The organism is Sphingobium sp. BHU LFT2, assembly GCF_018604485.1.
Classification (GTDB): domain Bacteria; phylum Pseudomonadota; class Alphaproteobacteria; order Sphingomonadales; family Sphingomonadaceae; genus Sphingobium; species Sphingobium yanoikuyae_A.
In genome coordinates, this window is sequence record NZ_JAFCGW010000014.1 from 74,145 (window position 1) to 98,142 (window position 23,998).

At 60.6% G+C, this 23,998-nt stretch carries 25 protein-coding genes and 1 pseudogene; 12 read left to right on the forward strand and 14 right to left on the reverse strand.

Features of this window, described 5'->3' with window-relative positions; genetic code table 11:
* The first annotated feature begins 1 nt into the window (after nucleotide 1).
* Nucleotides 2–769, forward strand: a complete 768-nt coding sequence (locus JQK15_RS27535; RefSeq protein WP_353047242.1) for an extracellular catalytic domain type 1 short-chain-length polyhydroxyalkanoate depolymerase — start codon at nucleotides 2–4, stop codon at nucleotides 767–769.
* A gap of 7 nt (nucleotides 770–776) precedes the next feature.
* Here the strand turns inward: JQK15_RS27535 and JQK15_RS21180 are convergent, their stop codons facing one another.
* From JQK15_RS21180 to JQK15_RS21195, 4 genes are all read right to left on the reverse strand, one after another.
* Nucleotides 777–1,070, reverse strand: a complete 294-nt coding sequence (locus tag JQK15_RS21180) for a DUF3253 domain-containing protein (RefSeq protein WP_214867596.1) — start codon at nucleotides 1,068–1,070, stop codon at nucleotides 777–779.
* Nucleotides 1,071–1,075: 5 nt separating this feature from the next.
* Complete coding sequence (locus tag JQK15_RS21185; RefSeq protein WP_214867598.1) at nucleotides 1,076–1,261, reverse strand: DUF2256 domain-containing protein; 186 nt, start codon at nucleotides 1,259–1,261, stop codon at nucleotides 1,076–1,078.
* A 7-nt stretch (nucleotides 1,262–1,268) separates the two neighbouring features.
* On the reverse strand, nucleotides 1,269–1,526 hold the full coding sequence (locus JQK15_RS21190; protein ID WP_214867600.1) for a hypothetical protein: 258 nt from the start codon (nucleotides 1,524–1,526) through the stop codon (nucleotides 1,269–1,271).
* 84 nt (nucleotides 1,527–1,610) lie between these two features.
* Nucleotides 1,611–1,814, reverse strand: a complete 204-nt coding sequence (locus JQK15_RS21195) for a hypothetical protein (protein ID WP_214867602.1) — start codon at nucleotides 1,812–1,814, stop codon at nucleotides 1,611–1,613.
* A gap of 969 nt (nucleotides 1,815–2,783) precedes the next feature.
* Between JQK15_RS21195 and JQK15_RS21200 the strand changes: the two genes are divergently transcribed.
* Nucleotides 2,784–5,189 carry a TonB-dependent siderophore receptor gene (locus JQK15_RS21200; protein WP_251007934.1) on the forward strand — a complete coding sequence of 802 codons (2,406 nt, stop codon included), beginning with the start codon at nucleotides 2,784–2,786 and terminating at the stop codon, nucleotides 5,187–5,189.
* A gap of 52 nt (nucleotides 5,190–5,241) precedes the next feature.
* Here JQK15_RS21200 and treF read toward each other — a convergent pair whose 3' ends face one another.
* The 4 genes from treF to JQK15_RS21220 all read right to left on the reverse strand — a co-directional run bounded on the left by treF (nucleotide 5,242) and on the right by JQK15_RS21220 (nucleotide 9,299).
* Nucleotides 5,242–6,816 carry an alpha,alpha-trehalase TreF gene (gene treF / locus JQK15_RS21205; protein WP_214867604.1) on the reverse strand — a complete coding sequence of 525 codons (1,575 nt, stop codon included), beginning with the start codon at nucleotides 6,814–6,816 and terminating at the stop codon, nucleotides 5,242–5,244.
* Between the two features lie 250 nt (nucleotides 6,817–7,066).
* Nucleotides 7,067–7,537: a PAS domain-containing protein gene (locus JQK15_RS21210; protein ID WP_353047248.1), complete on the reverse strand. Its 471-nt coding sequence runs from the start codon at nucleotides 7,535–7,537 to the stop codon at nucleotides 7,067–7,069.
* 16 nt (nucleotides 7,538–7,553) lie between these two features.
* The gene (locus tag JQK15_RS21215) at nucleotides 7,554–8,204 is read right to left on the reverse strand and encodes a hypothetical protein (protein WP_214867608.1); all 651 of its coding nucleotides are present in this window, start codon (nucleotides 8,202–8,204) and stop codon (nucleotides 7,554–7,556) included.
* Nucleotides 8,205–8,693: 489 nt separating this feature from the next.
* Nucleotides 8,694–9,299 carry a TetR/AcrR family transcriptional regulator gene (locus JQK15_RS21220; RefSeq protein ID WP_214867610.1) on the reverse strand — a complete coding sequence of 202 codons (606 nt, stop codon included), beginning with the start codon at nucleotides 9,297–9,299 and terminating at the stop codon, nucleotides 8,694–8,696.
* A gap of 166 nt (nucleotides 9,300–9,465) precedes the next feature.
* On the opposite strand from JQK15_RS21220, the pseudogene JQK15_RS21225 reads away from it, so the two are divergent.
* Nucleotides 9,466–10,611, forward strand: a pseudogene (locus JQK15_RS21225) (MFS transporter).
* A 262-nt stretch (nucleotides 10,612–10,873) separates the two neighbouring features.
* Here JQK15_RS21225 and JQK15_RS21230 read toward each other — a convergent pair.
* Nucleotides 10,874–11,539, reverse strand: coding sequence for an O-methyltransferase (locus tag JQK15_RS21230; RefSeq protein ID WP_214867612.1), 666 nt, complete (start codon nucleotides 11,537–11,539; stop codon nucleotides 10,874–10,876).
* 92 nt (nucleotides 11,540–11,631) lie between these two features.
* On the opposite strand from JQK15_RS21230, the gene JQK15_RS21235 reads away from it, so the two are divergent.
* A complete protein-coding gene (locus tag JQK15_RS21235) occupies nucleotides 11,632–12,267 on the forward strand; it encodes a TetR/AcrR family transcriptional regulator (RefSeq protein ID WP_214867614.1) in 636 nt (211 codons plus the stop codon).
* 61 nt (nucleotides 12,268–12,328) lie between these two features.
* On the opposite strand, the gene JQK15_RS21240 is transcribed toward JQK15_RS21235, so the two are convergent.
* A complete protein-coding gene (locus JQK15_RS21240) occupies nucleotides 12,329–13,198 on the reverse strand; it encodes a helix-turn-helix transcriptional regulator (RefSeq protein ID WP_214867616.1) in 870 nt (289 codons plus the stop codon).
* Between the two features lie 95 nt (nucleotides 13,199–13,293).
* On the opposite strand from JQK15_RS21240, the gene JQK15_RS21245 reads away from it, so the two are divergent.
* The 7 genes from JQK15_RS21245 to JQK15_RS21275 all read left to right on the forward strand — a co-directional run bounded on the left by JQK15_RS21245 (nucleotide 13,294) and on the right by JQK15_RS21275 (nucleotide 19,930).
* Nucleotides 13,294–14,211 carry an SDR family oxidoreductase gene (locus JQK15_RS21245; protein WP_214867618.1) on the forward strand — a complete coding sequence of 306 codons (918 nt, stop codon included), beginning with the start codon at nucleotides 13,294–13,296 and terminating at the stop codon, nucleotides 14,209–14,211.
* A gap of 426 nt (nucleotides 14,212–14,637) precedes the next feature.
* A complete protein-coding gene (locus tag JQK15_RS21250) occupies nucleotides 14,638–15,069 on the forward strand; it encodes a MarR family winged helix-turn-helix transcriptional regulator (RefSeq protein WP_214867620.1) in 432 nt (143 codons plus the stop codon).
* Between the two features lie 73 nt (nucleotides 15,070–15,142).
* Nucleotides 15,143–15,649, forward strand: coding sequence for a 2Fe-2S iron-sulfur cluster-binding protein (locus tag JQK15_RS21255; protein ID WP_214867622.1), 507 nt, complete (start codon nucleotides 15,143–15,145; stop codon nucleotides 15,647–15,649).
* The gene (locus tag JQK15_RS21260) at nucleotides 15,646–16,632 is read left to right on the forward strand and encodes an FAD binding domain-containing protein (RefSeq protein WP_214867624.1); all 987 of its coding nucleotides are present in this window, start codon (nucleotides 15,646–15,648) and stop codon (nucleotides 16,630–16,632) included. The genes JQK15_RS21255 and JQK15_RS21260 overlap by 4 nt, the downstream gene beginning before the upstream one ends.
* Nucleotides 16,629–18,941: a xanthine dehydrogenase family protein molybdopterin-binding subunit gene (locus tag JQK15_RS21265; protein WP_214867626.1), complete on the forward strand. Its 2,313-nt coding sequence runs from the start codon at nucleotides 16,629–16,631 to the stop codon at nucleotides 18,939–18,941. The genes JQK15_RS21260 and JQK15_RS21265 overlap by 4 nt, the downstream gene beginning before the upstream one ends.
* A 328-nt stretch (nucleotides 18,942–19,269) precedes the next feature.
* Nucleotides 19,270–19,461, forward strand: a complete 192-nt coding sequence (locus JQK15_RS21270) for a hypothetical protein (protein ID WP_214867628.1) — start codon at nucleotides 19,270–19,272, stop codon at nucleotides 19,459–19,461.
* Nucleotides 19,462–19,474: 13 nt separating this feature from the next.
* Nucleotides 19,475–19,930: a nuclear transport factor 2 family protein gene (locus JQK15_RS21275; protein ID WP_214867629.1), complete on the forward strand. Its 456-nt coding sequence runs from the start codon at nucleotides 19,475–19,477 to the stop codon at nucleotides 19,928–19,930.
* A gap of 230 nt (nucleotides 19,931–20,160) precedes the next feature.
* Here the strand turns inward: JQK15_RS21275 and JQK15_RS21280 are convergent, their stop codons facing one another.
* From JQK15_RS21280 to JQK15_RS27540, 4 genes are all read right to left on the reverse strand, one after another.
* The gene (locus JQK15_RS21280) at nucleotides 20,161–20,373 is read right to left on the reverse strand and encodes a DUF6961 family protein (RefSeq protein ID WP_214867631.1); all 213 of its coding nucleotides are present in this window, start codon (nucleotides 20,371–20,373) and stop codon (nucleotides 20,161–20,163) included.
* 464 nt (nucleotides 20,374–20,837) lie between these two features.
* A complete protein-coding gene (locus JQK15_RS21285; protein WP_214867634.1) occupies nucleotides 20,838–21,188 on the reverse strand; it encodes a hypothetical protein in 351 nt (116 codons plus the stop codon).
* Nucleotides 21,189–21,652: 464 nt separating this feature from the next.
* The gene (locus tag JQK15_RS21290) at nucleotides 21,653–22,432 is read right to left on the reverse strand and encodes an alpha/beta fold hydrolase (RefSeq protein WP_214867636.1); all 780 of its coding nucleotides are present in this window, start codon (nucleotides 22,430–22,432) and stop codon (nucleotides 21,653–21,655) included.
* A gap of 555 nt (nucleotides 22,433–22,987) precedes the next feature.
* Complete coding sequence (locus JQK15_RS27540; protein WP_353047243.1) at nucleotides 22,988–23,248, reverse strand: cytochrome b; 261 nt, start codon at nucleotides 23,246–23,248, stop codon at nucleotides 22,988–22,990.
* A 536-nt stretch (nucleotides 23,249–23,784) separates the two neighbouring features.
* Here JQK15_RS27540 and JQK15_RS21300 point away from each other — a divergent pair.
* Nucleotides 23,785–23,958, forward strand: a complete 174-nt coding sequence (locus tag JQK15_RS21300) for a hypothetical protein (RefSeq protein WP_214867640.1) — start codon at nucleotides 23,785–23,787, stop codon at nucleotides 23,956–23,958.
* Nucleotides 23,959–23,998 lie beyond the last annotated feature (40 nt).

Sequence of the window (23,998 nt, forward strand, 5' to 3'; positions counted from 1 at the left end):
CATGGCGATGGTGGACATCCATCGTGCCGATCCGACCCGCATATTCGTGACCGGTCTTTCCGCCGGGGGCGCAATGACCTCCGTCATGCTTGCCAGCTACCCGGAATTGTTCGCGGGGGGTGCGATTATAGCCGGGTTGCCGTACGGATCGGCATCCACTATCCCGCAGGCACTAGAAGCCATGCGCGGAGCGGCAGCCTTCAGCGCGGAGGACATGGGCGACCGGGTCCGCCACGCGTCGGACCATGATGGCCCTTGGCCACGCATCTCGATATGGCATGGCAGTGCCGATGCGACGGTCAGCAGCACCAACGCCGACGCGATTCTTGCCCAGTGGCTGACAGTCCATGGTCTCGAGCCGGCGCCGGACGCTTCGGAGCAGATAGCCGGGCATCGCCGACGCGCTTGGAACGATGCGGCAGGGCATCCGCTTGTCGAAGATTATCGAATTGCCAATATGGGCCACGGCACGCCACTGGCCACGACCGGCCCGGAGGCTTGCGGCATGGAGATGCCGCACATGCTCGAAGCGGGTATCTCATCCACGCGCCGGATGGCGTCATCCTGGGGTTTGCTGGATGCTGGGACGGAACGAAAATTCGCGCAATCCCTCGGGAAAGCGCAGAAGGGGGCAGCGGGTCTGCCAGTATCAAGGATAAGCCGGTTGGAAGAGTGGCCCGGCGAACCCCCACGCCCGAAAGCATCAGGGAAAGCAGGCGTCGAGAAAGTCATCCACGACGCACTTCGCGCCGCAGGGCTCATGCGATGAACCGGTCTCACCTCCCGGATCGCAAGCGGCGGATCCGGTAAGGACCTTCACGAGACGCCAAGACCTTTCCCTTCCAACTCAGCTCAACCGATCCAGCGGCAACTAATTGGTCGATCGCTGCGTGGACGACTGGCATCGCCGCACGCCACGAGGCTCCTTTGAGGTCAGCGCCGGCTTCAGCCGCAATCATCCTTGCGATCTCGCTTGGACAAATTGTCATCTGGTCCGTGCGGCGCTCTAGCAATTGTAGGGCCGCACTGCGGGCATCGTCTATCCAGCCAGGGGCAATGTCAGGGGTCATAATAGTCAGCGCTGGCGAATGCCGGATTTGGGGCGTTCACCGTCAGGCTGGGGCGAGCCGCCTTGCCTGCGGCAGCGCTCCGAACAAAATCGGACCTGCTCCCAGTCGCGTTCCCATTTCTTGCGCCAGATGAAGGGGCGACTGCATCCAAGGCAGACCTTGGAAGAAAGCTTAAGCTTATGGTGGGTCATGGCAGGGTCAGAGTCCGATATCTTCGAGTGCAGAGGCAACCTCGGGATCCATGGCTTGTTCGGATCTGGGCGTCAGGCGATTGAGCGCGGTACGCAGCCGCTGTTGCGCAACCTGCAATGTCTTATGCCGCACCTCGCGCGTGGCATTGGTTCGCCACGATCGGCTCTCGCCGAGCAGCACCGCCCATTTCGATTCTTCTGCCGCCAGGATCGACAATGCCAGCCGAAGGCCATCCCGACGGCCACGCGCATAATCCTCTTTCATCACCACCACTCAAAGATTTCACATTCGGTGCATTGATGGCGTGCAACTTCAACGATTGGCTCGAGCGGCACTGCCGGTGAGTTGTCAGTAATTTGCATCACTTTCCGACGTAAACCCCTGAATTGCCTTCACGACGCCGAACCCGACAGCGGCCAGCACACCGACCTTTACCACAGCGCCGAGAATGCGAGGCGTGAAGTAGCCAATGATGGCCCCCTTCGCACCACTGTCGCCGTCCTGCTGGTCAAGCTTGGACCCAATGACCGCACCGATGATTTCCGTGATCATATTCTGTTCCCATGTTGAGTTTCAGAGGAGCGCGCGACATCGCTTGAGGTTCCGCCATTATCGTCTGGACCATATGCGGGCGACCCAGCACATTCTCTCGACTTTTCTCAAAGCCACCTCCTGACATTGTCTATGACGAAATTTTCCCCCCGGACGAACCCACCGGACAGGCGGAACATAAGGCTATCATTTCAGTCGTTGTCTCCGCGCCTGTTCATCTTCCCCGCGGATGCGGCGGGTGATCACTGGTGACCTTTCGTGCAACGGTGGAGCAGGTTCGTGCTGTATCGGCATCGAAATGCCTTTCGGAATCGCCCCTATGGAAGACCGGTTGGCGACCGGCGGCCTTAATGGCGGCAGCCTGCATAAGTTTGCCGCAGCATCTCCAGTCTCAATGATGCCGCCGCCGCCACTTTTGTCCTCGCTGGCATAGCCGCGCGCTTTGCGTCGGAAGCTGGTCAGGCCGTGTGTCAGGCCATGACCGCCTTCGATCTATATGCGCCGGGCCAGGAGCGGATCGGTCTAGAGGCCGCTAAACTATTTTGCGCGCAAAATCGAAAAGGATGAGTATGTGCGCGCCATCGTCGAGGATGCGCTGCGCGATGGATAGCTCGCCTGCGTGATCGCGTAAGCGAAGTCCGCGGACATGACCGCGACCCGCCGGCTGCAGCGTGCCACTTCTGAGGAGCAGACAGCTTGTTCCTCTACCCTTTTACCCAGGCAGCGTAGCGTTAAGACAGATGGGCTTCATGTGTGGCACAATATCCAGCCTCGTGGTGCGCTAATGTCACACCGGCCCATCGAAATGAAACAGGTGCGAAACTTTCTTGCGAGCGTGTAATTAAGCGATCGGGGCGCCGTTGCGCCCGCGTTCCGATGCGGGTGGTGGAAGATTTCGCTGAAGGCGGCTTCCCAAACATGGTTGCGATCCGGCTCGCTTGAGAACGCCGGAGGCTCAGGAGGAATATCATGATGCATAATTTCCGCTCATCCGCGCTCAGGCTGCTTCTGGCCGGCGCCGCCCCCTTCGCCCTGCTTGCCGGCGGCGCGATGGCGCAGACCGCCCCTGCCGCACAGGATGCGCCTGGCGTGGCGGCCGATGAGGATCAGGCCGACATCATTGTCGTCGGCACCGCAGGCGCCGGCACCCGCCGTCAGGACGCGGCCTTTGCCGTCACCAGCCTGTCCAGCGATGCCATCGCCCGCGCTGCGCCGAACAGCACCGCCGACCTGCTTCGCACCATTCCTGGCGTCAGCGCAGAAAGCTCCGGCGGCCAGAACGGCGCCAACATCTTCGTGCGCGGCTATCCGTCGGCCGGCGACGCGCAGTTCGTCACGTTCCAGCTAGGCGGCGTGCCTTTCTTCCCTCCTTCGACCCTGTCCTTCCTCGAGAATTCGCAGCTGATCCGCCTCGACGAAACCGTCGATCGTGTGGAGGCCGTGCGCGGCGGCACGGGTTCGCTCTTTTCCAATGGCCAGCCGGGCCTGACCGTGAACGTGCAGCAGCGCGAAGGCGGCCAGACGCTCAAGGGCTTTGCGAAGCTATCCTACACCGATTATGACGAAATCCGGGGCGACGCCTGGATTTCCGGCCCGATCAGCGAAGACACGACCTTCATGGTAGGCGGCTATTATGCGCAGGGCAACGGCATCCGCGATCCGCAATTTCGCGCCGAAAAGGGTGGTCAGATTACTGCGAACATCCGCCATGATTTCGACGGTCGCGGTTCGCTGCTGATCTACGGCCGCTATCTGAACGATCATGGCCAGTGGCTGCTGCCTATCCCCGTCAATCAGGACGGCAGCAAGATCAGCCAATATGCTAATTTCGACCACGGCACCGGCGCGCTTGCCGGTCGCGATGTGCGCGTCACCACCAACAATGCGGGTCGCACCGTGGATCTGGCCGATGGTCGTGGCGCGAAGCTGGGCAATCTGGGACTGAGCTTCGACTATGAGCTGGTCGATGGCCTGAGCATTCGCGAGCGTGCCAGCTACTTGTGGGGCACGGCCAACACCATCGGCTTGGTTCCCACCGACGCGCCGATGAGCGCGGCGGCGATGGCCACCACCTTGGGCGGTGCGGGCTCGACCGTGGGCAGTCTGACCTACGCATCGGGCGGCGGCGCGGTAGCGGCCGGCGCTCAGGTCATGCGTGCGGGCATCTGGGAGGTGCGAAAGCGGATCGACGCTTTCGTCAACGATATGGCGCTGGAGTTCAAGACCGGCGGTAACACGCTGACCGGCGGCTTCTATCTCGCCAACTACACCACTCGCGACAATTGGGCGCTGGGCAATGACATATTGTTGACCGCCGAACCCAATGCACAGCGCCTGAACCTGACGCTGGGCGATGGCCGGGTCGCGACCCGCGACGGCTTCACCTCCGGCGCCAGCTTCCTTGTGAACGGTCGCTATGAAGGGCGCGATATCGCTTTCTATGCGGTAGATGAGCTTCAGATCACCGACAGGCTGCGCGTCGATGGCGGCGTGCGCTGGCAGCGTCACGAAGTCGTGGGCGCTGTCGCCACATCCGGCGCGGCCTTCGATCAGGATGGTAACGCCGCCACCCTGTACGACCGGACCGTGCAGCTGGGCGGAGCGAGCGGCATTGACTATAACGCGTCGCGCTGGTCGTGGACGACGGGCGCCAATTTCGAATTCACCAGCCAGATCGGCGTCTTTGCCCGGTACAGCCGCGGTAATAGCTTCCCGCAGTTCGATAACTTGCGCGAAGGGCTGACCATCATCTCGAAGGTGGATACCTATGAGGGTGGGGTGAAGGTGTCGACCCCGATGCTGAACCTCTACGCGACCCTGTTCCACAACAAGTTCGACGGTTTGGCCACGACGCAGATCATCAACGGCGTGCCCAATGAATCGGTCGGCGGCGCCAAGGCGACCGGCGTCGAACTGGAAGGCGTGATCCGTCCGTTCGCGGGCTTCAGCATCGCGGCGGCGGGCACCTATCTGGATGGCACCTATCGCGGCTTCTTCAGCGGCAACGGCACCATCGACAATACCGGCAACCGCGTGCAGCGTCAGCCCAAATGGATGTGGCGCGTGACCCCCAGCTATGAACTGAGCGTGGGCGATTTCCGTCCGTCCATCTTCGCCACGCTGCAATATACGGGTGATCGCTTCTCCGACCCGGAGAATGCACAGCTGTTGCCCAACTATTATCAGCTGGACGCAGGCGTGTCGGTGGACGTCAATCAGCGATTGAAGCTGGCGGTGACCGGCAACAATTTGACCGACGAGCTGGGCCTGACCGAAGGCAATCCGCGCATCATCGGGTCGCAGGGTGCAGGCACGATCCTGGCCCGCCCGATCCTGGGCCGGTCCTTCCGCTTCAGCGCTGCTTACAGCTTCTAAAACATAGGCCGGGAAGGGGCCAAGTGATCTTATTGCCCGGCCCCTTTTTCGTTCAGTCCGCCTTTTCCATATCGGCCGCTATGTCGGGATAGCGGTCCAGCAGCGCGCTGGTGACGCCGTTGGTCCAGCCGAACCCGTCCTGAAGCGGATATTCGCCTCCGCCGCCGGGCTTGCGTTCTTCAACGTCATATTTCTCCAGCATCTTGCCGGTTTCGGCATAAGCTGCCGCGACCGTGGCGATCCAGCGTCCGGCGATATCGCGTGCGAGCCTCTCCTGCCCGTTCCGCGCTAGCCCGTCGATCGCCACCCATTGCAGCGGCGCCCAGCCATTGGGCGTATCCCACTGCTGGCCGGTCGCATTGGGCGTGGTACGCAGACCGCCGCGGCCCAGCAGTTTGGCGCGCACGGTGGTCGCAACGGCGGTAGCCTGCGCGGGTGAGGCCGCGCCGACGAAGAGCGGATAGAGGGTTGCGGCGGATAGGATGGCTGTCGGCTTCTTCGCCTTGCTATCCCAATCGGCATAGCGGCTTTCCTTAGCCACCCAGAGATAACGGTCGATCGCGGCCCTGCGCTTGCGCGCCAGCCCTGCAAATTCGGTAGCGCAGGCGCTGTCATCCGCTTTGCGGCAACGCACCTCGATCCGCTGTTCCATCGCCAGCATCAGGCTGTTGAGATCCACCGGCACGATGTCGGTGGTGTGGATGGTCGCGATCGTTCGTCCGTCTGCGAACCATCGCGAGGTGAAATCCCATCCGCTTTCCGCGCCGGCACGCAGATGACGATAGGTGGTGGCCTTGTCTCCCTTTGCTTCTGACGCTGTCGCTACATCCTCCGCATAGGATTCGTCGCGAGGCGTATTTTTGTCGTCCCAGTAGCGGTTGAGCAACGTGCCGTCGGGCATCCGTACCACACGTTTGCACGCCCCGCTGGGCTGCGCGCAGGACGCGCCCTCCATCCAATAGGCGTGTTCCGCACGCAGCGCCGCCAATTGACGGGTGGCGGTTTCGGCGCTGTCATCCTTCGACAGATCCACCATCAGCGCATAGAAGGGCGGTTGCGAGCGGCTGAGATAATAGCTGCGCATCCCGTTGGGGATGTGGCCGTAAATCTCGATCGTGGAGGTGAAATCCACCAACATGCTTTCGATCAGCGGCTGCTGGCCATCGACTGCCAGGCCCAGCATCGTGAAATAGCTGTCCCAATAGTAGATTTCGCGAAAGCGCCCGCCCGGCACGACGAAGGGTGCGGGCAACGGCAACGCGGAACTACCCGCCTGCCGCTCGACCGGCTGGCGAACCAGAGTGGGCCACAGGGTGCGCACATGGGCGCGCAAGTTGGACGCGCCATGATCATTGACGCCGGGCACACGGAAGTGGCGCAGCACGAAAGCCCTGAGCGCATCCTTGCCCTGGGGTGACTGTTGGCGATAGGCCGCCATGATCGCAGCCGGGTCCGATCGCGGCGTGGCGTCGACGAAGGTCTTGCCGTCGGGGAACAATTTTTCAAGCTGAACGCGTTGGAACAGATCGCCGTACAGTTCGGCTGGGGAAGATTGCGCCCAGCCCGGATTTCCCAATGCAAGGAGGGAAACAAGGCCGGCAGCAACCAAGGATCGACAATTTTTCATGAGCCCTTTTCGAGCGCCCCGACAGCCTTTGCAACGGCAAAATCGGATGACCGACCTGGACTAGGGCGTAGCGCGACAGCGTCGCTATAGTCGCCCTTGTCCTCCCAGTTACGGTCATAGGCTCGATGTTAGGTTTCGGAAAGTTGCGTGTCTCGGTCACGTCTTACCAAGGTCCAGACAAGCTGCCATATCGCCAATCATTTCTGATTTATGTTAGTTAGCTTAACAGCTTAGAGTGCTGGGCAGGCGCTCACGGAGCAGGTAAGCTTGGTACATGGAAGATGCCCATCGCAACGTTGAACGACATTTGCTGATCGGTGGCGGGGGCGCAGCCGAACTTATCCATCTGGTGGATTGGGGGGCAACGCCACTCGGCCCGCGCCATCCACAAGGCCTGTTCTTCAGAGCGCTTCTGGTGGGGGATATCGCGCGCCACCACGATGAGCCGCCCCGATGCATCGGTAGTCCTGTTTATTGCGATGTCAAACCAGCGTCGCGTGTTCGCGCTGGAGGAAAGGCCGACTATCAGATTGGCGCGGTCACCGATTTTTGCGCCTGCCAGCGCCGCAGATGCGGCGGCACGGTCATTTTTGGGAATTTGATCCAGCCAGTTCCGACCGATCAGACTTATGCTTCCAGGCCTGTCCTGCTGCCGGTTGTAGAAGATGATCCGATAATCCTCCTCAAGTATGAGCATATGATCCGGACTGGATTGGAGGATCGTGTCGGTAAGCGACTCACTGCTGGAGCGCGGTCATCCACGCGACCAGCATTTTGTGGAGCGAGAAAGACGCCGAAAAGATGGTGAGGATGAAGATCGGCAACTGGATGCTGATCACCGGCAGGATCGCCTCGCTGGTCAGAAGCCCGGCGATCGCGCAAGGACCAAAGGCAAGGCAGACCATGGTTGCAGCGAGGCGGGGCGTACCGAAATTGCGCAGGCATATGCCGCATACCATGGCCGCAGCGGACAAGCAGGCGATGGTCGCCATGATCCAGTCGCCGCTCAGAATGCACATGGACGTACCGATGCCGACCGATACCGACCATAGGCAGGATAGTAGGGCGGCAAATCCCCTCGGGGGCGTGCCGTTCGCCGCGATGACCTTCTTACCGTGGATCAGCACGAACGTGCGCACCAGTCCCAGGCCAATTTCGAACAGCAGCCAGCCGATGAAGGCTGGCGTGGGATGCCTCAACGCGGCAATTGCTGCAACGGCGGTGGCGATGAGCACACCGCCCAGAAAGATAGGCACGGAGGAAAAAAGACCGTCTTTGAGTTGGCCCGTCATCTCATTGGGAACGCGACTGCGCGCGCTCAAGAGCCAATTGCTCATCCTAATGATTAGTGACACTGGCACTTTCACACTTTCTGCTCGGCCGACCATCTCGCAGCTCACTGCAACATGATGAGACGACACCAGTTCTCTCCCTCAAGGCGAGACGAGGGAGTGTGGCAATCCGATTAGATTATATTGGTTTTCAATAGCCTAACATCGGAGAGGTGAAATGCATGCATGAAGCTTTGGGAGTCCGGACCACTTCGCCTGACACCAGTCCCTGAGCAGCACCCAAGTCTCTGGATATTTCGGATCCTAAGTTTGAGCATCGTACGCGATGCTGCGAAAGCGCAATTGCTGCTATTGCCGACCCAAGGAACCACGGGCCCTCTCCAGGGCGGCCATTTCATCGCCAAAAATGCGCATGTATTGTTTGGTGGACACCTCCAGGGAAAGCGGACGGGCTGAACCTGGGAATCGAAAATTCGCAGCTGAGCGTCCGGCAGGGGGCGAAGGGAGAGGGGGCCATCCCGAGCGACGCGCCTCGCCCCCGATCATCGAGAAAATGGAGCGACACGCTCCATTTTTCTTCCAGCTTCAACCTGCGGCCTCATCCCAAAAGCTCATTAAGGACGTAATTGCGGCGTCGATCTGCAACAGAGGCACGCCATCTCTTGCTTCAAATGACATACCGCTCAAGAAGGTGCTGAACATCCTTGCCATTGCCACCGTGTCAGTGCTTGGGGGCAGGTCTCCGTTCGCTTTAGCTCGCGCCACATGCCGCTCGATACCTTGACGATTGCGTTCTCGCTCCAGTGCCAGAAGAGCTTCGACCTGCCGGTTTTCGGGTGAGCAGTTGCTGGCGCCCAGCATGATCAGGCAGCCTGGGGGATGCGATTGTGCCGTTTGCATAGCTGCGGACTTACGCATTGCCATTTCGATTGCATCGCGCGGCGCGAGGGTGTCGTCTTTCAGACTGGCGGTCACCTGTCCGTAGGATCGGATATATCGGTCTACTACCTCGTGGAACAAAGCCTCCTTGGAGGTGAAGGCGGCATAAAAGCTGGCTGAGGATAGCCCCCCCATGCTTTCGCGCAACTGCGCCAAAGAGGTAGGCTCGTAGCCCTGGGCCCAGAAAAGCATCATGGCAGTATCGATAGCGGCATTTCGATCAAAGGCGCGCGGCCGTCCCGTGCGTGGCATTGCCATCTCCATTTATGGATCGGGCAATCTATAAATCATTGCCAGTCGGATGTCACTTATGTATTTCTGGATCGATCAGTCCATAAATGTGAAAGTTTTCATGCTGAACGACGTACCCAACCGGTCCAATGACGCCATGCCGGTTTCCGCGCTTCTCGCGCTTGCGATGACTGGTTTTATCTGCATCGCTACGGAGACCCTGCCCGCTGGCCTTTTGCCGCAGATATCTTCTGGCATGGGCATTTCATCAGCGCTCGCGGGGCAAACTGTCACCGCTTATGCGATCGGCTCGCTGATCGCTGCCATTCCCCTGAGTATAGCGACGCAAGGATGGCGGCGGCGCAGCGTCCTTTTGCTGACGATTGTTGGCTTCCTGATCTTCAATTCGATAACCGCGCTCTCGCACCATATTGTTCTCACAATGACCGCGCGCTTCATGGCCGGCATGTCGGCGGGACTGGCCTGAAGCCTGCTTGCAGGATATGCGCGCCGGATGGTCGCCCCTGAACAGCAGGGCCGGGCGATGGCGATCGCCATGGTGGGAACGCCCGTAGCTTTGTCATTGGGTGTTCCATTTGGAACCTGGTTAGGCTCCGTTGTCGGCTGGCGTTCTGCCTTTGGGGTGATGTCATTTCTTACGATTGTGCTGATCCTATGGGTGTTGGCGAAGGTCCCTGATTATCCCGGCCAGCTCCGCAGCGCACGCATGCCCCTCTATAGCGCGCTCACGACACCGGGGGTTCGTCCCGTCCTTGGCGTGGTCATCAGCTGGATGCTCGCACACAACATCCTTTACACATATGTGGCGCCGTTTGTGACACTTGCTGGCCTGGCGGACCATGTGGATCTTGTACTGCTCATATTTGGCATGGCCGCTCTGGCCGGGATATGGGTGACCGGGAAACTGGTCGACCATTTCTTGCGGTTGACCGTGCTTGCGAGCCTTGCGTTGTTCGGCCTGATCACGCTGATATTTGCGTTGGATGCGCAATCCGCCATCGTAATCTACGCCGGCACCGCGGTCTGGGGGCTGACCTTTGGTGGAGCGGCGACTTTGCTCCAGACCGCCCTCGCAGATGCAGCCGGCGCCAGTGCAGACACGGCTCTTGCGATGAATGTCGTTGCCTGGAACGGTGCGATAGCAGCGGGCGGCATTGCTGGCGGCTTCATGCTTGAGACATGGGGGGCAACAATATTTCCCTGGGCCATGTTTGCGTTGATATTGGTTGGATTGATAGTGGCATGGTCAGCACGTGCGCATGGTTTTCCCGCAGGAAGCCGTAAAGGAGATGTTTCGGTCATCGGGCATTGAGGTAACGCGGTGGTGTTCCCGCACGAGTGCAGCAAGGACTTCGAGCTTGCTGCACCATGGAGTAGCCGGGACTACAAGCTGCCTGTCTGTAATTGGAGAACGGAAATTGGCCGCTGGACGTCTGATTGGGGTCGAGGTTGGCAAAGGCTTGTATGCGCCCATTTTTGCCGTCCCCGGCCGCCTTCACAGACTCTGAAGGCGGCCGCTCGTTCATCTGCCGGGAACGGTTCAATCGATGCCCGCTTCGGAGGGGTTAGGACGATCAGCCGATCTTCATGGAGAGTTCGACGTCGTCAGCGAATGGGATCGAGAGATATTCGCCGCCGATGGCACGAACCCGTTCCAGATATTCCGGGCACATATCGGCATTGTCGCCCAGGAGAAGGGCCCCAGGACGCAGGCGGCTCTCCAGTAGGTCGAGGATGTCGTTGTAGAGGCCCTTGGCGCCATCGAGCAGGACGAGATCGATGCTGTCAGGCAGATCGCGGCCGAGAGTCACCAAGGCGTCCCCCTCACGGATCTCGACAAGGTCGAGCAGGCCGCCGGCCTCGATATTCCTTCGGGCCCGCGCGATCTTCGACGGTTCGAACTCGGTGGTGATCACTCGACCGCCGCCATTGTCCCGAATCGCGGCCGCCAGATGCAGCGTCGAGATGCCGAAGGAGGTGCCGAATTCGACGATGGAGCGTGCGTTTCCGAAGCGCGCGAGCACGTAGAGCAGCGAGCCGGCTTCGCGGGAGACGGGAAGGGGGAGGTCCTTCATCCGCGTATAGAGGTCGAGATACTCGGTCCGGCTTCCTAGCATAGCGTGGGCCTGATCGTCGGTCATGCCGGCGAAAGCGGCGGGGATGTCGATCCGGCTCGCATCGGCCTCGGTGAAGAGGCGGTCAAGCAGGGACGCGACAGGCTCGGAATTCAGAGTCGTCATGTTCTTCTCCGTGATTACCAGGGCGACCTTGCGCCCGTCCTCAAAATACGATTAATTCGTCGCATTAGTTATTCGCGTTCGGGAGGCTGATCGTGGCAGGTCGTGAAAAACCCGGGATTTTCGTGCGCAAGGCGCCGCGCCAGGCCCGTTCGAACCAGCTTGTAGACGACATTCTCACAGCTGCTGCTCGCGTTCTGGCCGAGCAGGGTGCGCACCGATTCACTACGGCACGAGTCGCGGAGCGGGCAGGGGTAAGCGTGGGCTCGCTCTACCAGTATTTTCCGAACAAAGCCTCGATCCTCTTCCGCCTGCAGACCGATGAGTGGCGCCAGAATGTCGAACTGCTTTGCGGCATCCTCGAGGATCAATCGAAGCCGCCGCTTGAGCGCCTGCGTAATCTCGTCCACGCCTTTGTCCGGTCTGAGCGCGAGGAGGCGGAGATGCGCATCGCGCTCGCCGATGCTGCCCCTTTTTATCGCGACGCCGAACTCGCGGACGATCCCCGTGAAAGGGCTACCGGGGTCATGCGCGACTTCATGGCGGAGCTACTCCCCGACCTTCCCGTGGGTCGGCGTGAGATCGCGATGGAGACCATCAAGATGACCATGTCGGAGACGGGCAAGCGCATTTCGGAGGAACGCCACCTATCGGAGCGGAGCGAAGTGTATGCCGATGCGATAGCGGACATGTTTTGCGCCTATCTCGTTCGCCTCTCGGCCGACGGCTGAGCCGCCCGCCGGTCGCCTCTACGTCATTCGACCGACTCGGCATCTTGAGCGGATATCAGCCTCACCGCTCATGCACAGGTGTGAGTTGGTCGTCATGCCCCTTTGCTGCATTCACCAGCGCACGAACTTTTTCCTCATCGACGCGGGTTGCGGGATTGTAGACGATCATCCCCAGCTCGGGCCTGCCTTCAACAGCGAAGGATGAAAATTCCAGCTTCACAAGGCCTGCTGCAGGATGGCGTATATGCTTCACGCCCTCGCTGTGAGCGACAACGTCATTATCCTGCCACAGCTTTTCAAATTCAGGGCTCAGACGACTGAGTTCCTCGACGAGCCTGGCGGCATCTACGCTGCCGTCCGCGCCAGCCCTTGCCATATCAGCTCGAAAGGCTCCAACCACGAACCTTGCAACGCTTTCCCAATCCTCGTTTCGACTGCGCCCTTTGCCATTCGTGAACATCAGCCGCAGGATGTTGCGCTCGCCCAACGGCAGCTGCGAATAGTCGGTTAGCAGCGCCGCCGCGGCCCGGTTCCAGCCCACTACATCCCAGATTGCGTTTTTTATAATCGCCGGGCTCAGCACCATTCCGTCGAGCACGCGCTGCAATCGTGGGGTGATGCCATCGGCCGGACGGTAGCGCGCTTCGGGTGGACGCCCAAGGCCCAGCATGTAGAGATGTTCGCGCTCGGGCTCGGTCAGCATAAGCCCCTTGGCGATCCGATCGAGCACATCGGCGGACGGAGCCCCGCCCCGCCCCTGCTCCAGCCAGGTGTACCAGGTCGGACTGATGTTCGCGCGGCTGGCAACTTCCTCACGGCGCAGTCCGGGCGTACGCCTGCGACCACCGCCGAACCCGAAGGTCGCGGGGTCTAATCGCGCGCGGCGATCTCGAAGATAGGTGCCCAGTCGGTTGGAGGCATCACTGGCCATAAATGATCCTGTTGTTCGTTATACCATGATAAGATCACTACTTTAACAGGTTCGAGGCTGCGCCGATACAGTGCCTCCCCAGAAGGAGATTTCTAATGCGCGTGTTTCTGACCGGAGCCACGGGCTTCATTGGCTCGCACATCATTCCAGAATTGCTCAACGCGGGACACGATGTGCTTGGCCTCACCCGTTCTGAAGCCGGCGCCCGCCAACTCGAAGCAGTTGGCGCTGCGGTCCACTTGGGAGATCTGGATCAGCCCGAGACCCTCGCCGACGGGGCGGCGAGGGCTGACGCAGTAATCCATTGCGCGTTCGACCATAATTTCAAAAACTTCTTCGAGAAAACCAGGAAGGACGAGCGCAATATCGCCGCGATCGGCGAAGCCTTGGAGGGGACGCGCAAGCCCATCCTGATCACCTCGGGCGTCGGTATCGGCACGCCGCTGAATGGCGGCCTTGCAACTGAAGACGTGCTCAATCCGCATCACGGCAATCCCCGCATCGCAACGGAGCTGGCCGGCGCGGCTCTGATCGCGCGGCGGATCGACGTGCGTACGATCCGGTTGCCGCAGGTTCATGATAGGGTCAAGGCCGGGCTGATTACGCCCTTGATCGCCGAGGCTCGCCGGGCCGGAGCGGCGGCATATCTTGGCGAGGGGCAGAGCCGCTGGGCCGCCGCGCACGTCAGCGACGTGGCTAATCTCTATGTGCTCGCTCTGGAAAAGGGTGAGCCGGGCGCGCGCTATAACGCGGCGGTGGAAGAAGGCGTAACTGCGCGTGCCATCGCCGAGGCGATCGGAAAGGGGGCCGGCTTGCCGGTCCGCTCAATCAATGTCGACGAGGTTGAGCATTATTTCGGCTGGATGGCGCCTTTCGCCGGGCTCGACATGATAGCGGCGAATGCGTGGACCCGCGAGCGGCTTGGATGGAACCCTACGGGCACCGATCTGCTCTCGGATCTTGCCGCCATGGATTACTCTGCGCCTTCCGCCGCTGCGCTCTCGACCTCTTGATCGTGAACGTGTCCCCTCGCCCAACGGCAAGTGATTTCGCCATTGAAGGAAAGCGGGGCGCGGTGATCGACGGCGTTCCCCCGGTCAGGAGCAGAAGTTCAGCGGCGCGGATATGAAAAGATTTTCTAGTCGCGAACTGCCGGAAAAGCTGAAGGTCTGCACCTGGGGAGCCGAATTTTGGCTCTGAGCGGCCGGAAAGGGGCGGCCGTGTATGGAAACTCTCGGGACGGTCTGCTGCTTGCGCGCATTCATCTCTGTCTCAAACTTGTGCCGCGAAGAACGGACACGGACAGAGGATGCAAAGCAGGCGTCGCATCGACGAGCATCGCACTTCCTGTCTGAGCAGTTCCGCCAGGTTGAACGCAGTCGCGCTTCTTCCGCAGGCAACACTGGCCAATCGAGGACAAGACGCGATATGCGGGCAGAATGACTGATCCGACCGAAGACCAGCTCGCCGCGCTCGCCACTGCGTTCGACACCTTCGCGCGGCGATACAAGCTGGCCGACGCCCGGCGTTCCGAGCGGCCGCTGGCCGAACTGGACAAGGCCGTGCTGCTCTATGTAGCGGACCATGCCGGCTGCGGCCCAACCGATGTCGCGCGCTTCCTTGCGGTGCCCACGACGACCCTGTCCTCGGCGACGGACCGGCTCGTAAAGCGGGGCTTCCTCAAACGCGAGCGCATCGAAGCCGATCGACGGGCGGTCGCGCTCAGTTTGTCGGAGGCTGGCGCAGCCCACGCCCGAGCCCAGGTCGCGACATATCGAGAAATGTATATGCTGATGCTTTCGCGACTGTCGGCTGAGGAACGGGATCGGTTCATCGCGATGATCACAAAGATCGTCTACAACGATGATTGAATAGTCCGAACTTCGTTGTATCTATCAGGCTATGTCGAACGGGCCACGTCGCGCCAACGGATGGAGCCAAGTCATGACGATATGTGTGAACGGCACGGAAGTTCCACCGCCCGGCGATGCCTGGGTCTCGCTGCTGGATTTACTACGCGAGCATCTTCATCTCACCGGTACCAAGAAGGGGTGCGACCAGGGTGCATGCGGCGCCTGCACGGTTCTTCTCGATGGCCGCCGCGTCCTGTCCTGTCTGACCTTGGCGGCTCAGGCGGACGGTAGCGAAGTGCGGACGATCGAAGGCCTAGCTGGCGACAGCGGCGATCTTCACCTGTTGCAACAGGCCTTCATCGCGCATGACGGACTGCAATGCGGCTATTGCACCCCCGGCCAGATCTGCTCGGCGATCGGCATGGCTGAGGAACTTCGCCGGGGTGACCCCAGCTACGTGACCTTCGATATCACCGCCTCACCGGTCGTGACGCGCATGGAGATACGCGAGCGCATGAGCGGTAACCTGTGCCGCTGCGGCGCCCATAATGGGATCGTCGAGGCGATCGAGGAGATGCTGGCGGAGACGGCGGCATGACGCCGTTGACCTATGTTCGCGCGGGCGACCGGGCCGACGCCATCGCCCGCTTTGAGAGTGGCGCCCGGTTTCTGGGCGGCGGGACCAACCTTGTCGATCTTCTGCGGCAGAATGTCGAACAGGCGAGCCACCTGGTGGACGTCAGCCTCTTGGAGGGCGCCATTCGTGAAACCGATGGTGGCGGACTGTTGATCAACGCGTCGACCAAGAACGCCGCCGTTGCCGCCGATCCGCTCGTGCGCCGTCGCTACCCGGTGCTTGCGCGCGCGCTGCTCGCCGGCGCCTCTGCACAGCTCCGCAACATGGCCACAGTGGGCGGTAATATTCTCCAGCGTACGCGCTGCATTTATTTCTACGACGTCGAAGGCGCGCGCTGCAACAAGCGGCAACCTGGCGCTGGATGCGACGCGATTGACGGGTTCAACCGCTATCATGCCATCTTGGGCGCGTCGGATCAGTGCGTCGCCACCCATCCCTCCGATATGTGCGTGGCGCTCGCCATGCTCGATGCCGTGATTCATCTCTCGGGCCCCGCAGGCGAACGGTCGGTGCCGCTGAATGATTTTCATGTCCTCCCAAATGCTACGCCGCATGCGGAAACCGTGCTGAAACCGGGTGAACTGATCACCGCCGTCGAACTGCCGCTACCTTCTGACGCGATGACTAACGCCGAATATCGCAAGGTCCGCGATCGCTCCAGCTACGCTTTCGCGTTGATCTCCGTCGCGGGTGGCCTGGCGCTCGCCGATGGTCGCATCACGCAAGCGCGCATCGCGCTCGGCGGCGTGGCGGCCAAGCCGTGGCGGGCGGGGAAGGCAGAGGCGGCGCTGATCGGTGCCGCGCCGACACCCGAGGCTTTCCTTGCTGCGATCCGCCAGGAGCTGGCCAGCGCGCGGCCGCTGTCGGGCAACGGATTTAAAATCGGCCTTGTCGAACGAACGGTGGTCGCCGTCCTGACCGCACTTTCAGGAGCGCATGCATGACGAAGCTGCAAAACGCCATCGTCGGCGGCGTGCGCGCCGTCATCGGCCAAGTGCCGGCAAGCTGGCTACCTGGAGGGACGCCCGATCCGCTGATCGACAAGCGCGTGTCGCTTGGCGAGCAGCAGTCGCGGATCGATGGGCCCGACAAGGTGCGCGGGGCGGCGCGGTTCGCCGCCGAAGTGCCGATGGAGGGTCTTCTCTACGCCGCCTTCGTCCATTCCACGATCGCGCGCGGCCGCATCGCCGATATCGATGTGTCCCCGGCCGAGGCGGCACCCGGCGTCGCGCTCGTCATGACCTATCGCAACGCCCCCAAAATGAGCGTCCCGCCGCCGATCGGCATGACCAACCTCAAGGCCGCGGGCAATCATACATTGCCCATCATGCAGGATGCCGAGATACGCTGGAACGGTCAGGTCGTCGCGGTGGTGCTGGCCGATACGCGCGAGCAGGCGGACCATGCGGCCACCTTAGTCCGCGTGCGCTATGACGCCGCCCCGGCGCGCACGCGGTTCGAGGAAGGCAAGGCCAGCGCCTATACGCCGCAGTCCATCCTCGTCGAACGCAATCGTCTCGAGAAAGGCAGCCCGAGCCGAAAGTTCGCCGAGGCCGCGTTCAAGATCGACGCCGTCTACACAACGCCCTGGGAGAACCATAATCCGATCGAGCCGCATGCCGCGACGATCGTCTGGCGGGACGGTAAGCTGATCGTTCACGACGCGACGCAGATGATCCACGGCACCGCCGGTTCGCTCGCGAAAATATTCGGGCTGAAGGCCGCCAATGTCGAGGTAAGCTCCCCCTATGTGGGCGGAGGCTTCGGCGCGAAGGGCCTTTGGGATCATCAGATATTGGGCGCGGCCGCGGCGAAGCTTGCTGACCGACCCGTGCGTGTCACCTTGTCACGCGCCAGCATGCACCGGCTGATCGGCGGGCGCATGCAGACCGAGCAACGAGTGGCGCTGGCCGCGAATGCCGACGGCAAGCTCAAGGCTATGCTGCACCATGGCTATGGCGTGAGGCCGCTGCACAGTATCTGCGACGAGGGCTTCACGCTGACAGGTCGCTCCCTCTATGCCAGCGAGAGCTTCGATATCGTCCAGCATTATATCGACCTCGACATCTTGGCGAATAGCTTCATGCGCGGGCCTGGCGAGACCCCCGGCACCTTCGCGATCGAATGCGCCATGGACGAACTGGCCTACGCCATCGGCATGGACCCTATCGAGCTGCGCCGGCGCAATGTCGCGAGCCGCGACCCCGTGAGCGGGGCACCCCACTCGCAGAGCGCGATGATGGAGGCCTATGACCTCGGCGCGGCGCGCATCGGCTGGGACCGGCGGGTCGCGGAACCGGGGATACGGCGCGAGGGCGAGTGGCTGATCGGCATGGGCTGTGCCAGCGGCACCTTCCCTTTCATGCGCATGCCCGGCACGTCCGTGCGGATCACCATCGACGCGAGTGGCAGCGCCCATGTCGCGAGTGCCGCCCACGAAATGGGCATGGGTACCGCAACAGTGCAGCGGCAGCATGCCGCCGATCGGCTGGGCCTCCCGCTCGATCGCGTCACGGTGACGATCGGGGATTCTGGCCTGCCGTTCGCGAGCTTCGCGGGCGGGTCGTCCCAAACCGCCTCCCTGGCTGCGGCAATCAGCGCAGCGAGCGGCAGGCTGGTGACGGACTTGCTGCGGCTGGCCGGCAACGACACGCCGCTAGCCGGCCTCAAGCCAAGCGAAGTGAAGTTCGTAGACGGGGGCCTCCGCAGCGTCGAAGACCCCGCCCGCCAGGAAAGCTTCGTCTCCATCCTGCGCCGTTCCGGCCGAAGCGAGGTTAGCGCGGTCGGCGAAAGCGGCGCGCCGCTGGAGATCATGAAATATTCGATGCACAGTACGTCGGCCAACTTCTGCGAACTGCGCGTCAGCGAGGTCACAGGCGAAATTCGCGTCGATCGCCTTGTGGGCGCCTTCGACTGCGGCCGCATCCTCAATGCCAAGACCGCGACCAGCCAGTTCAAGGGCGGCATGATCATGGGCCTGGGTATGGCGCTGACCGAGGAGACGCTGCTCGACGAGCGCAGCGGCCGCATCATGAGCACGTCGCTCGCCGACTATCATGTGCCAGTGCATCTCGACGTTCCCGACATCGATGTGCTTTGGACCGACATCCCCGACCCCCGCACACCGCTCGGCGCGCGCGGGATTGGTGAAATCGGCACCACCGGCGTCGCGGCCGCCATCGCCAACGCCGTGTTCAACGCAACCGGCAAGCGCGTGCGCGACCTGCCCCTGACGCTCGACAAGCTGATCTAGTCCTGGCCGGAATATCCGCACTGGAACTAGCTGACTGTCAGCACTCAGATCAGCAAATTTGGGCACGGACGGCCGGGATGGGGCGACAGCAGAGATGGCCGGTGCGCGCCCCTTCACCGTTCGAGCGAAATTATGGTAAACCAATGGGCGGACATTCTGCTTAGGACCGGGGCTGCGACAAAGCCGTCGGCAAAGGCCACAGCCAAAAACGTCGGCTTTTGAAGAGACGGGACGCTCGGGCGGCTGCGGCGCTTGCGCGTGCTTGCACCTTGACTTCCCTAAGGTGCCACGTTGTTCTGCGCGTATGACGTCCCTTCGTCCAAACCTTGTGAAGCGCATCGACCGGCTGGCGAAGCCGACTTCGCTCGCGGCGGCAGTGCAGCCTCTGTTCGAGGCGATCAGCAACGCCGTCCCTTCGGTGCGGAGCAAGTTCGGCGTGTCGGTGACGATAAAGGGGGGCGTCTTCGCGACCGTGAACACCAATTGCAAGAAGGCCTTCCTTCAGGGCCAGATGAACTGACAGGAATAAAGACATGTTCACCGCCATCGCCGTTGCCGCAGCACTGATTGCGACACCCGTGTCGTCTCCGGCCGATCCGCTGACGACGGAAATCGGCGCGCTCGATGCCAAAGTTTTCGAGGCCTACAATCGCTGTGACCTGCCGACCTTCTCGGGCTTTTTCGATCCGAAAGTGGCCTTCTATCACGATACCGGCGGCGCAACGTTTGAGCGTGACGCGATGGTGGACGGCGTTCGCAAATATATTTGTGGGAAGGTGAAGCGCGAGCTGATCCCGGCGACGTTTCGCGTCTATCCGATAAAGGACTACGGCGCGGTCGAGGAAGGCGAACACCGCTTTTGTGAGCTGGCGACGAAACGGTGCGAGGGTGTCGCCAAGTTCGTGATGGTCTGGGCAAAGCAGGATGGCACTTGGCGGATCACCAGCGTGCTCAGTTACGGACACCGCACCGCGACGCCTACGGAGTAGCGGAGCGCCGAAATCCGATCATCTATCAGTCACGGCGCAGTTGCATGAAGGCGGCTATTAGCAAGGCAAAGATCACCACATAAATTGCTAGGTCCAAGACTGTTTCGGACATCTGGCTGACGTGCCTCTTTTGCTATGCCAGAAAGGTGGAGATCTTGACCGATCAACCCACTGCAAACTCGGCCAGGATCGCAGAGGCGCATATCACTGCCGCCGCAGCGGTCAAGCAGCTAATGTTTAGCCGCTGGCCCTCGTCTGCTTTGGCCAATCAGCAAATCGATGCGATCAGCGACCGACTTCCAAGCGGTGGCGCTTGTGAAATCGCTCGCCGCCTCTAACTGCTTGATCTGCGAGTCCGCATAGGCCTTGGCATCAGAGCCGTGACTATTAAGCACCTTTTGCGCAACGGCCCAGAGGGTCGATTCATCCAGTTCCATCGTCATGCATATACATGCCTACGGATCGAACGAAAAAGTGGAACGTCACTCTATCCAGAGCGCAAAGGTTGTCGCCGAGTCAGCTGTCGCGGCGAGCTTCGCCACGAAGATCGGGACTCGCCCGAAACGCCTTCAGACTAGCCGCAGCGAACTGCGTCATCCTTTCGCGCCAGTAGGAGTGTGCCGTCTCCCACTCCCGCCATTCGTCGTCAGGATTGGACGAGATCTGCGTTTCCCACATGGCCCGCGCCATATCCTCGATAAGCGCTTTTTCATCGTTAGCGCTGCATATCCGACATCTCCTCACTTCTTAGCCCTTCCGGCCCAAGCTGCGAACATGCTCAGCCCACACAATCGCGCCGACCATGAAAGGGCTATCGTCTCGCTGTCCTGCTCGCATTTCGTCCAGGAACTGGCGGTTGCCGTGCCCCTTTTTTGAAAGCGCATCGGCAACCACCTGGCGAATGTCCTCAATCTTCGGCATCGACGAAGGCCGGGAATATGCTGAAGTCTTCCGGAGTAAGTGGCCCAGTCAGCATCTTGCGATAGATATTTGGGCTCTGCGCCTTCAAGTCGATCCCACAATCCTCCGCCTCAGCCACAAGATTGAAGCGCGCACGAAGCGAGGCAAGCACCAACTCCGGCGCTATATCCTGATATCGAGCGGCAAATCCCGCGATCGTCCGTACGCTGCTACCGGCATTGCGGATCAGCCCAAATCCTTCTTCAGCATCGTCTACAGTGAACGGTACCTTGTTGAGCGCCGCACATGCGTGCTGCCACTCGGCATAAGGGGCGCCTTCTTCCAGCAAGGGTTCCATCGATCTTCTCCTTCGAGTCGCTGACCCGACTATAGAACAAAATAAGAACGACCGGGAGCATATTGCTTTCTGCCTGCTGCGAACCGCGCTGCATCCATCTGCAATCGGGCAGAGCGCGGCGAAACGCAAAAGGTGCTGAACCTGTTCGGCGCGGAAGGGCGCTCGTTTCAGCAAAGGCCCGCTGGAGATGCATCCGGCCCAGCAACCTGCGGGGCCGGATGCCGACGGCGAACCACTGAACCTTCTTGGTGCCAGCGCGTCACATGGCGTTGTCATCCCACCATCGCCCTCTATCGTGATCAGGTGGCGCGCACTTACGGTTGCACTTTACGTCCGCAAATTGGCGCCGCGGCCCCGCTGAAGGCTGCTGGACGGATTGCCAGAAGCAGTTTCCAGCTAAAAGCCGCCGCCTACTGAATGTGAAGCCGCTGCCTAGATGTGTGGGCTATCACAACCGTGTGGTTTCAAACCTTTAAACGAGAAACTTTTCTAAACAGCATCCTGCTATCACTTGTCCGCATACGCCTTGATGCCGTAATACCCTGAAAGATATTGTCGACTACGAAGTCGGGCGCTTCGTGCGGCAGGCCGTGGCCCGCACGTGCCGCAATATTCTGACGCGCATTTGTCGACAGGTTTAGATACTGTCGCTGCATCTGCTGTGTGCAATTCTCAAGTTTGAGGGCAAGGGGATCGGACAAGCCAGGTACCATGCGAAAATGAGGACTATGCGTCGCGACAATGAGCGGTTTGTCACCAATCGACCTGAGTCGATGCGCCTGCGTTGCGCTGACCTGCATGTCCAGGCGCTCCTCGTTCTTAGCCGGATCTGTGAGCATTGTCCTGAGGAAGATCCGGGCGTCAGTTAGAGCTTTTTCTTCATTTTGTGCCTGCGGTGGCAACAGGGCCAGCCATCGCGAAAACTGATCTGCGTGGGTCGTGGACACCAATACCAAACCCTCCGTGTCAGAAGGATACTCGGCCGCGAAAACCTGGGAGTGCAGACCGCCCAGCGAATGGCCGACGAGTAGATATGGTCCTCTGACCCTGGCAACCGACAGCGCCTTATGAAGGTCATTTGCCGCATCGAGGCTGGAGCGCGCTCCTTTCGGTGCCGGATCGCTTCCTCCTAGTCCGGCACGATCATAGAGGCAGACCTGCGTGGTCTGCGCAACCTGAGCGGCGATCCGCTTCCAGCCTGGATCCTCCGCCGGCGCAGTTCCCATACCACCGTCGATCACCACAACGGGAGCGCCCTTTCCATGGCACGAGAGGCGGATCGAGCGGCCGCCTATATCGAACCGGCCATCTACTCACCGCTCGACCGAGCATGTGTGGATGTGAAAACGATGGCAAAGCAAGCCAACAGCTTAGCAATGGGCAGGTGGCGCATAGGGCGGCTCCATCGAAAGAGTTTGCGACGATAACTAGATCGAAGGCACCGATTTTGACCACCCCTGTGGGCCGAAGGAAGGGCGCTTCTCGACCCTGTCAACATAAGCCTGCGTTCGAGAGCCGAAATGAGGTGGCGGGCGCCGCGAACCGACGCTGTTCTAGCAATCTCGGCGTGCAATTGATGGCGGGTAGGTAACGTCAGGTTTGGAGCAGGGTCGCAAATATAGCCCGACACTCACTCACAGTCGGCTGCCAACCAAGTACCGCCGCTCATTTGGGGGGAAGTGAGCGTCCAGATCTGACAGGGCCCGCCGGTCGCGCTTGATAAGTTCGATGTTCGGCAGCCACCCGAACATCGCGCTTTCAGCGATTAGCTTGGCATCTGTGCCCATCGAAAGCTGCTGTCATTCTTTTCCTGATGTAGCTGAGCCAGCCGAATCTCTGATGTCTTTCCTTTTCCAGGTCATGCTGGAGAAAACGCCATCTCGCAGAACCCATGCATGTAGCAGGGCGGCAGACAGATGGCTTGTTACCACTACAAAAAGCGTCCAGGCAAGGATGCCATGTGCGTCCCGCAGGATCGCATAATAGGTTGGGTCGGTTGGCAAGATCGGCGGCAGGCGCCAACCGGCCGTCACTCGGATTGGCCACCCTACATTATTCACACCGCAGACGGCGTATTTCGTTGTTTACAACCGATGTACTGTTCACGTGCCAATCACCGATGCCCACCAAAATGGGAGCACACTCTCGACGATCAGAACGATATAGTGCCAGGGGTATATCGCTGAGCGGCCCGACATCGTTAGCAATCTCTTGCTTCTCAGCCTCACGAGAGCATTCCAGCAAACGCGACCCGGTCTGTTTCAAAGCGACAGGCATCAATGAGAAAACCTGCCCGCCCGGGTACTGGATCATCACTCGCCATTCTCAGTGGAACATCACAAGGCTCATTGTGGACGACTTCAGCCATATCGCTCTTTTTTCAGAAGCGAACAAGCTAACTTCCGTAATTGATGCTTACCGTTCAAAATTGCGTCCGCTTTGGAGGAGGCGGACGAGAGCCAATGATGGGAGGGAAGGGCGCATTTATACGGGGCGGGAGGCAAAGGGAACGGCGAAAATTTCATATTGGCGATGAGGCCACCCATGCCTATTTAGCGGCAGTCAAGAGCATCAGGAAATGAATGGACAAACGCGCATGGACGCCCTCAAAACGCAACATGCTCGCCTAGTTCAGTTAGCTGCTGAAGAAGAGAAGGCTGCGCTGATTGCCCAATGCCGCCGCGACGACATCCTACTAATCGAACAGCATAAACGCAGGGCCATTTTCTTTCGCGAGCAGGCCCAAATTCTCTCAGAAAAAAATCGATAAAATCCTAGCATGCGGGTGACGCCATTGCTGGAGTGCAACA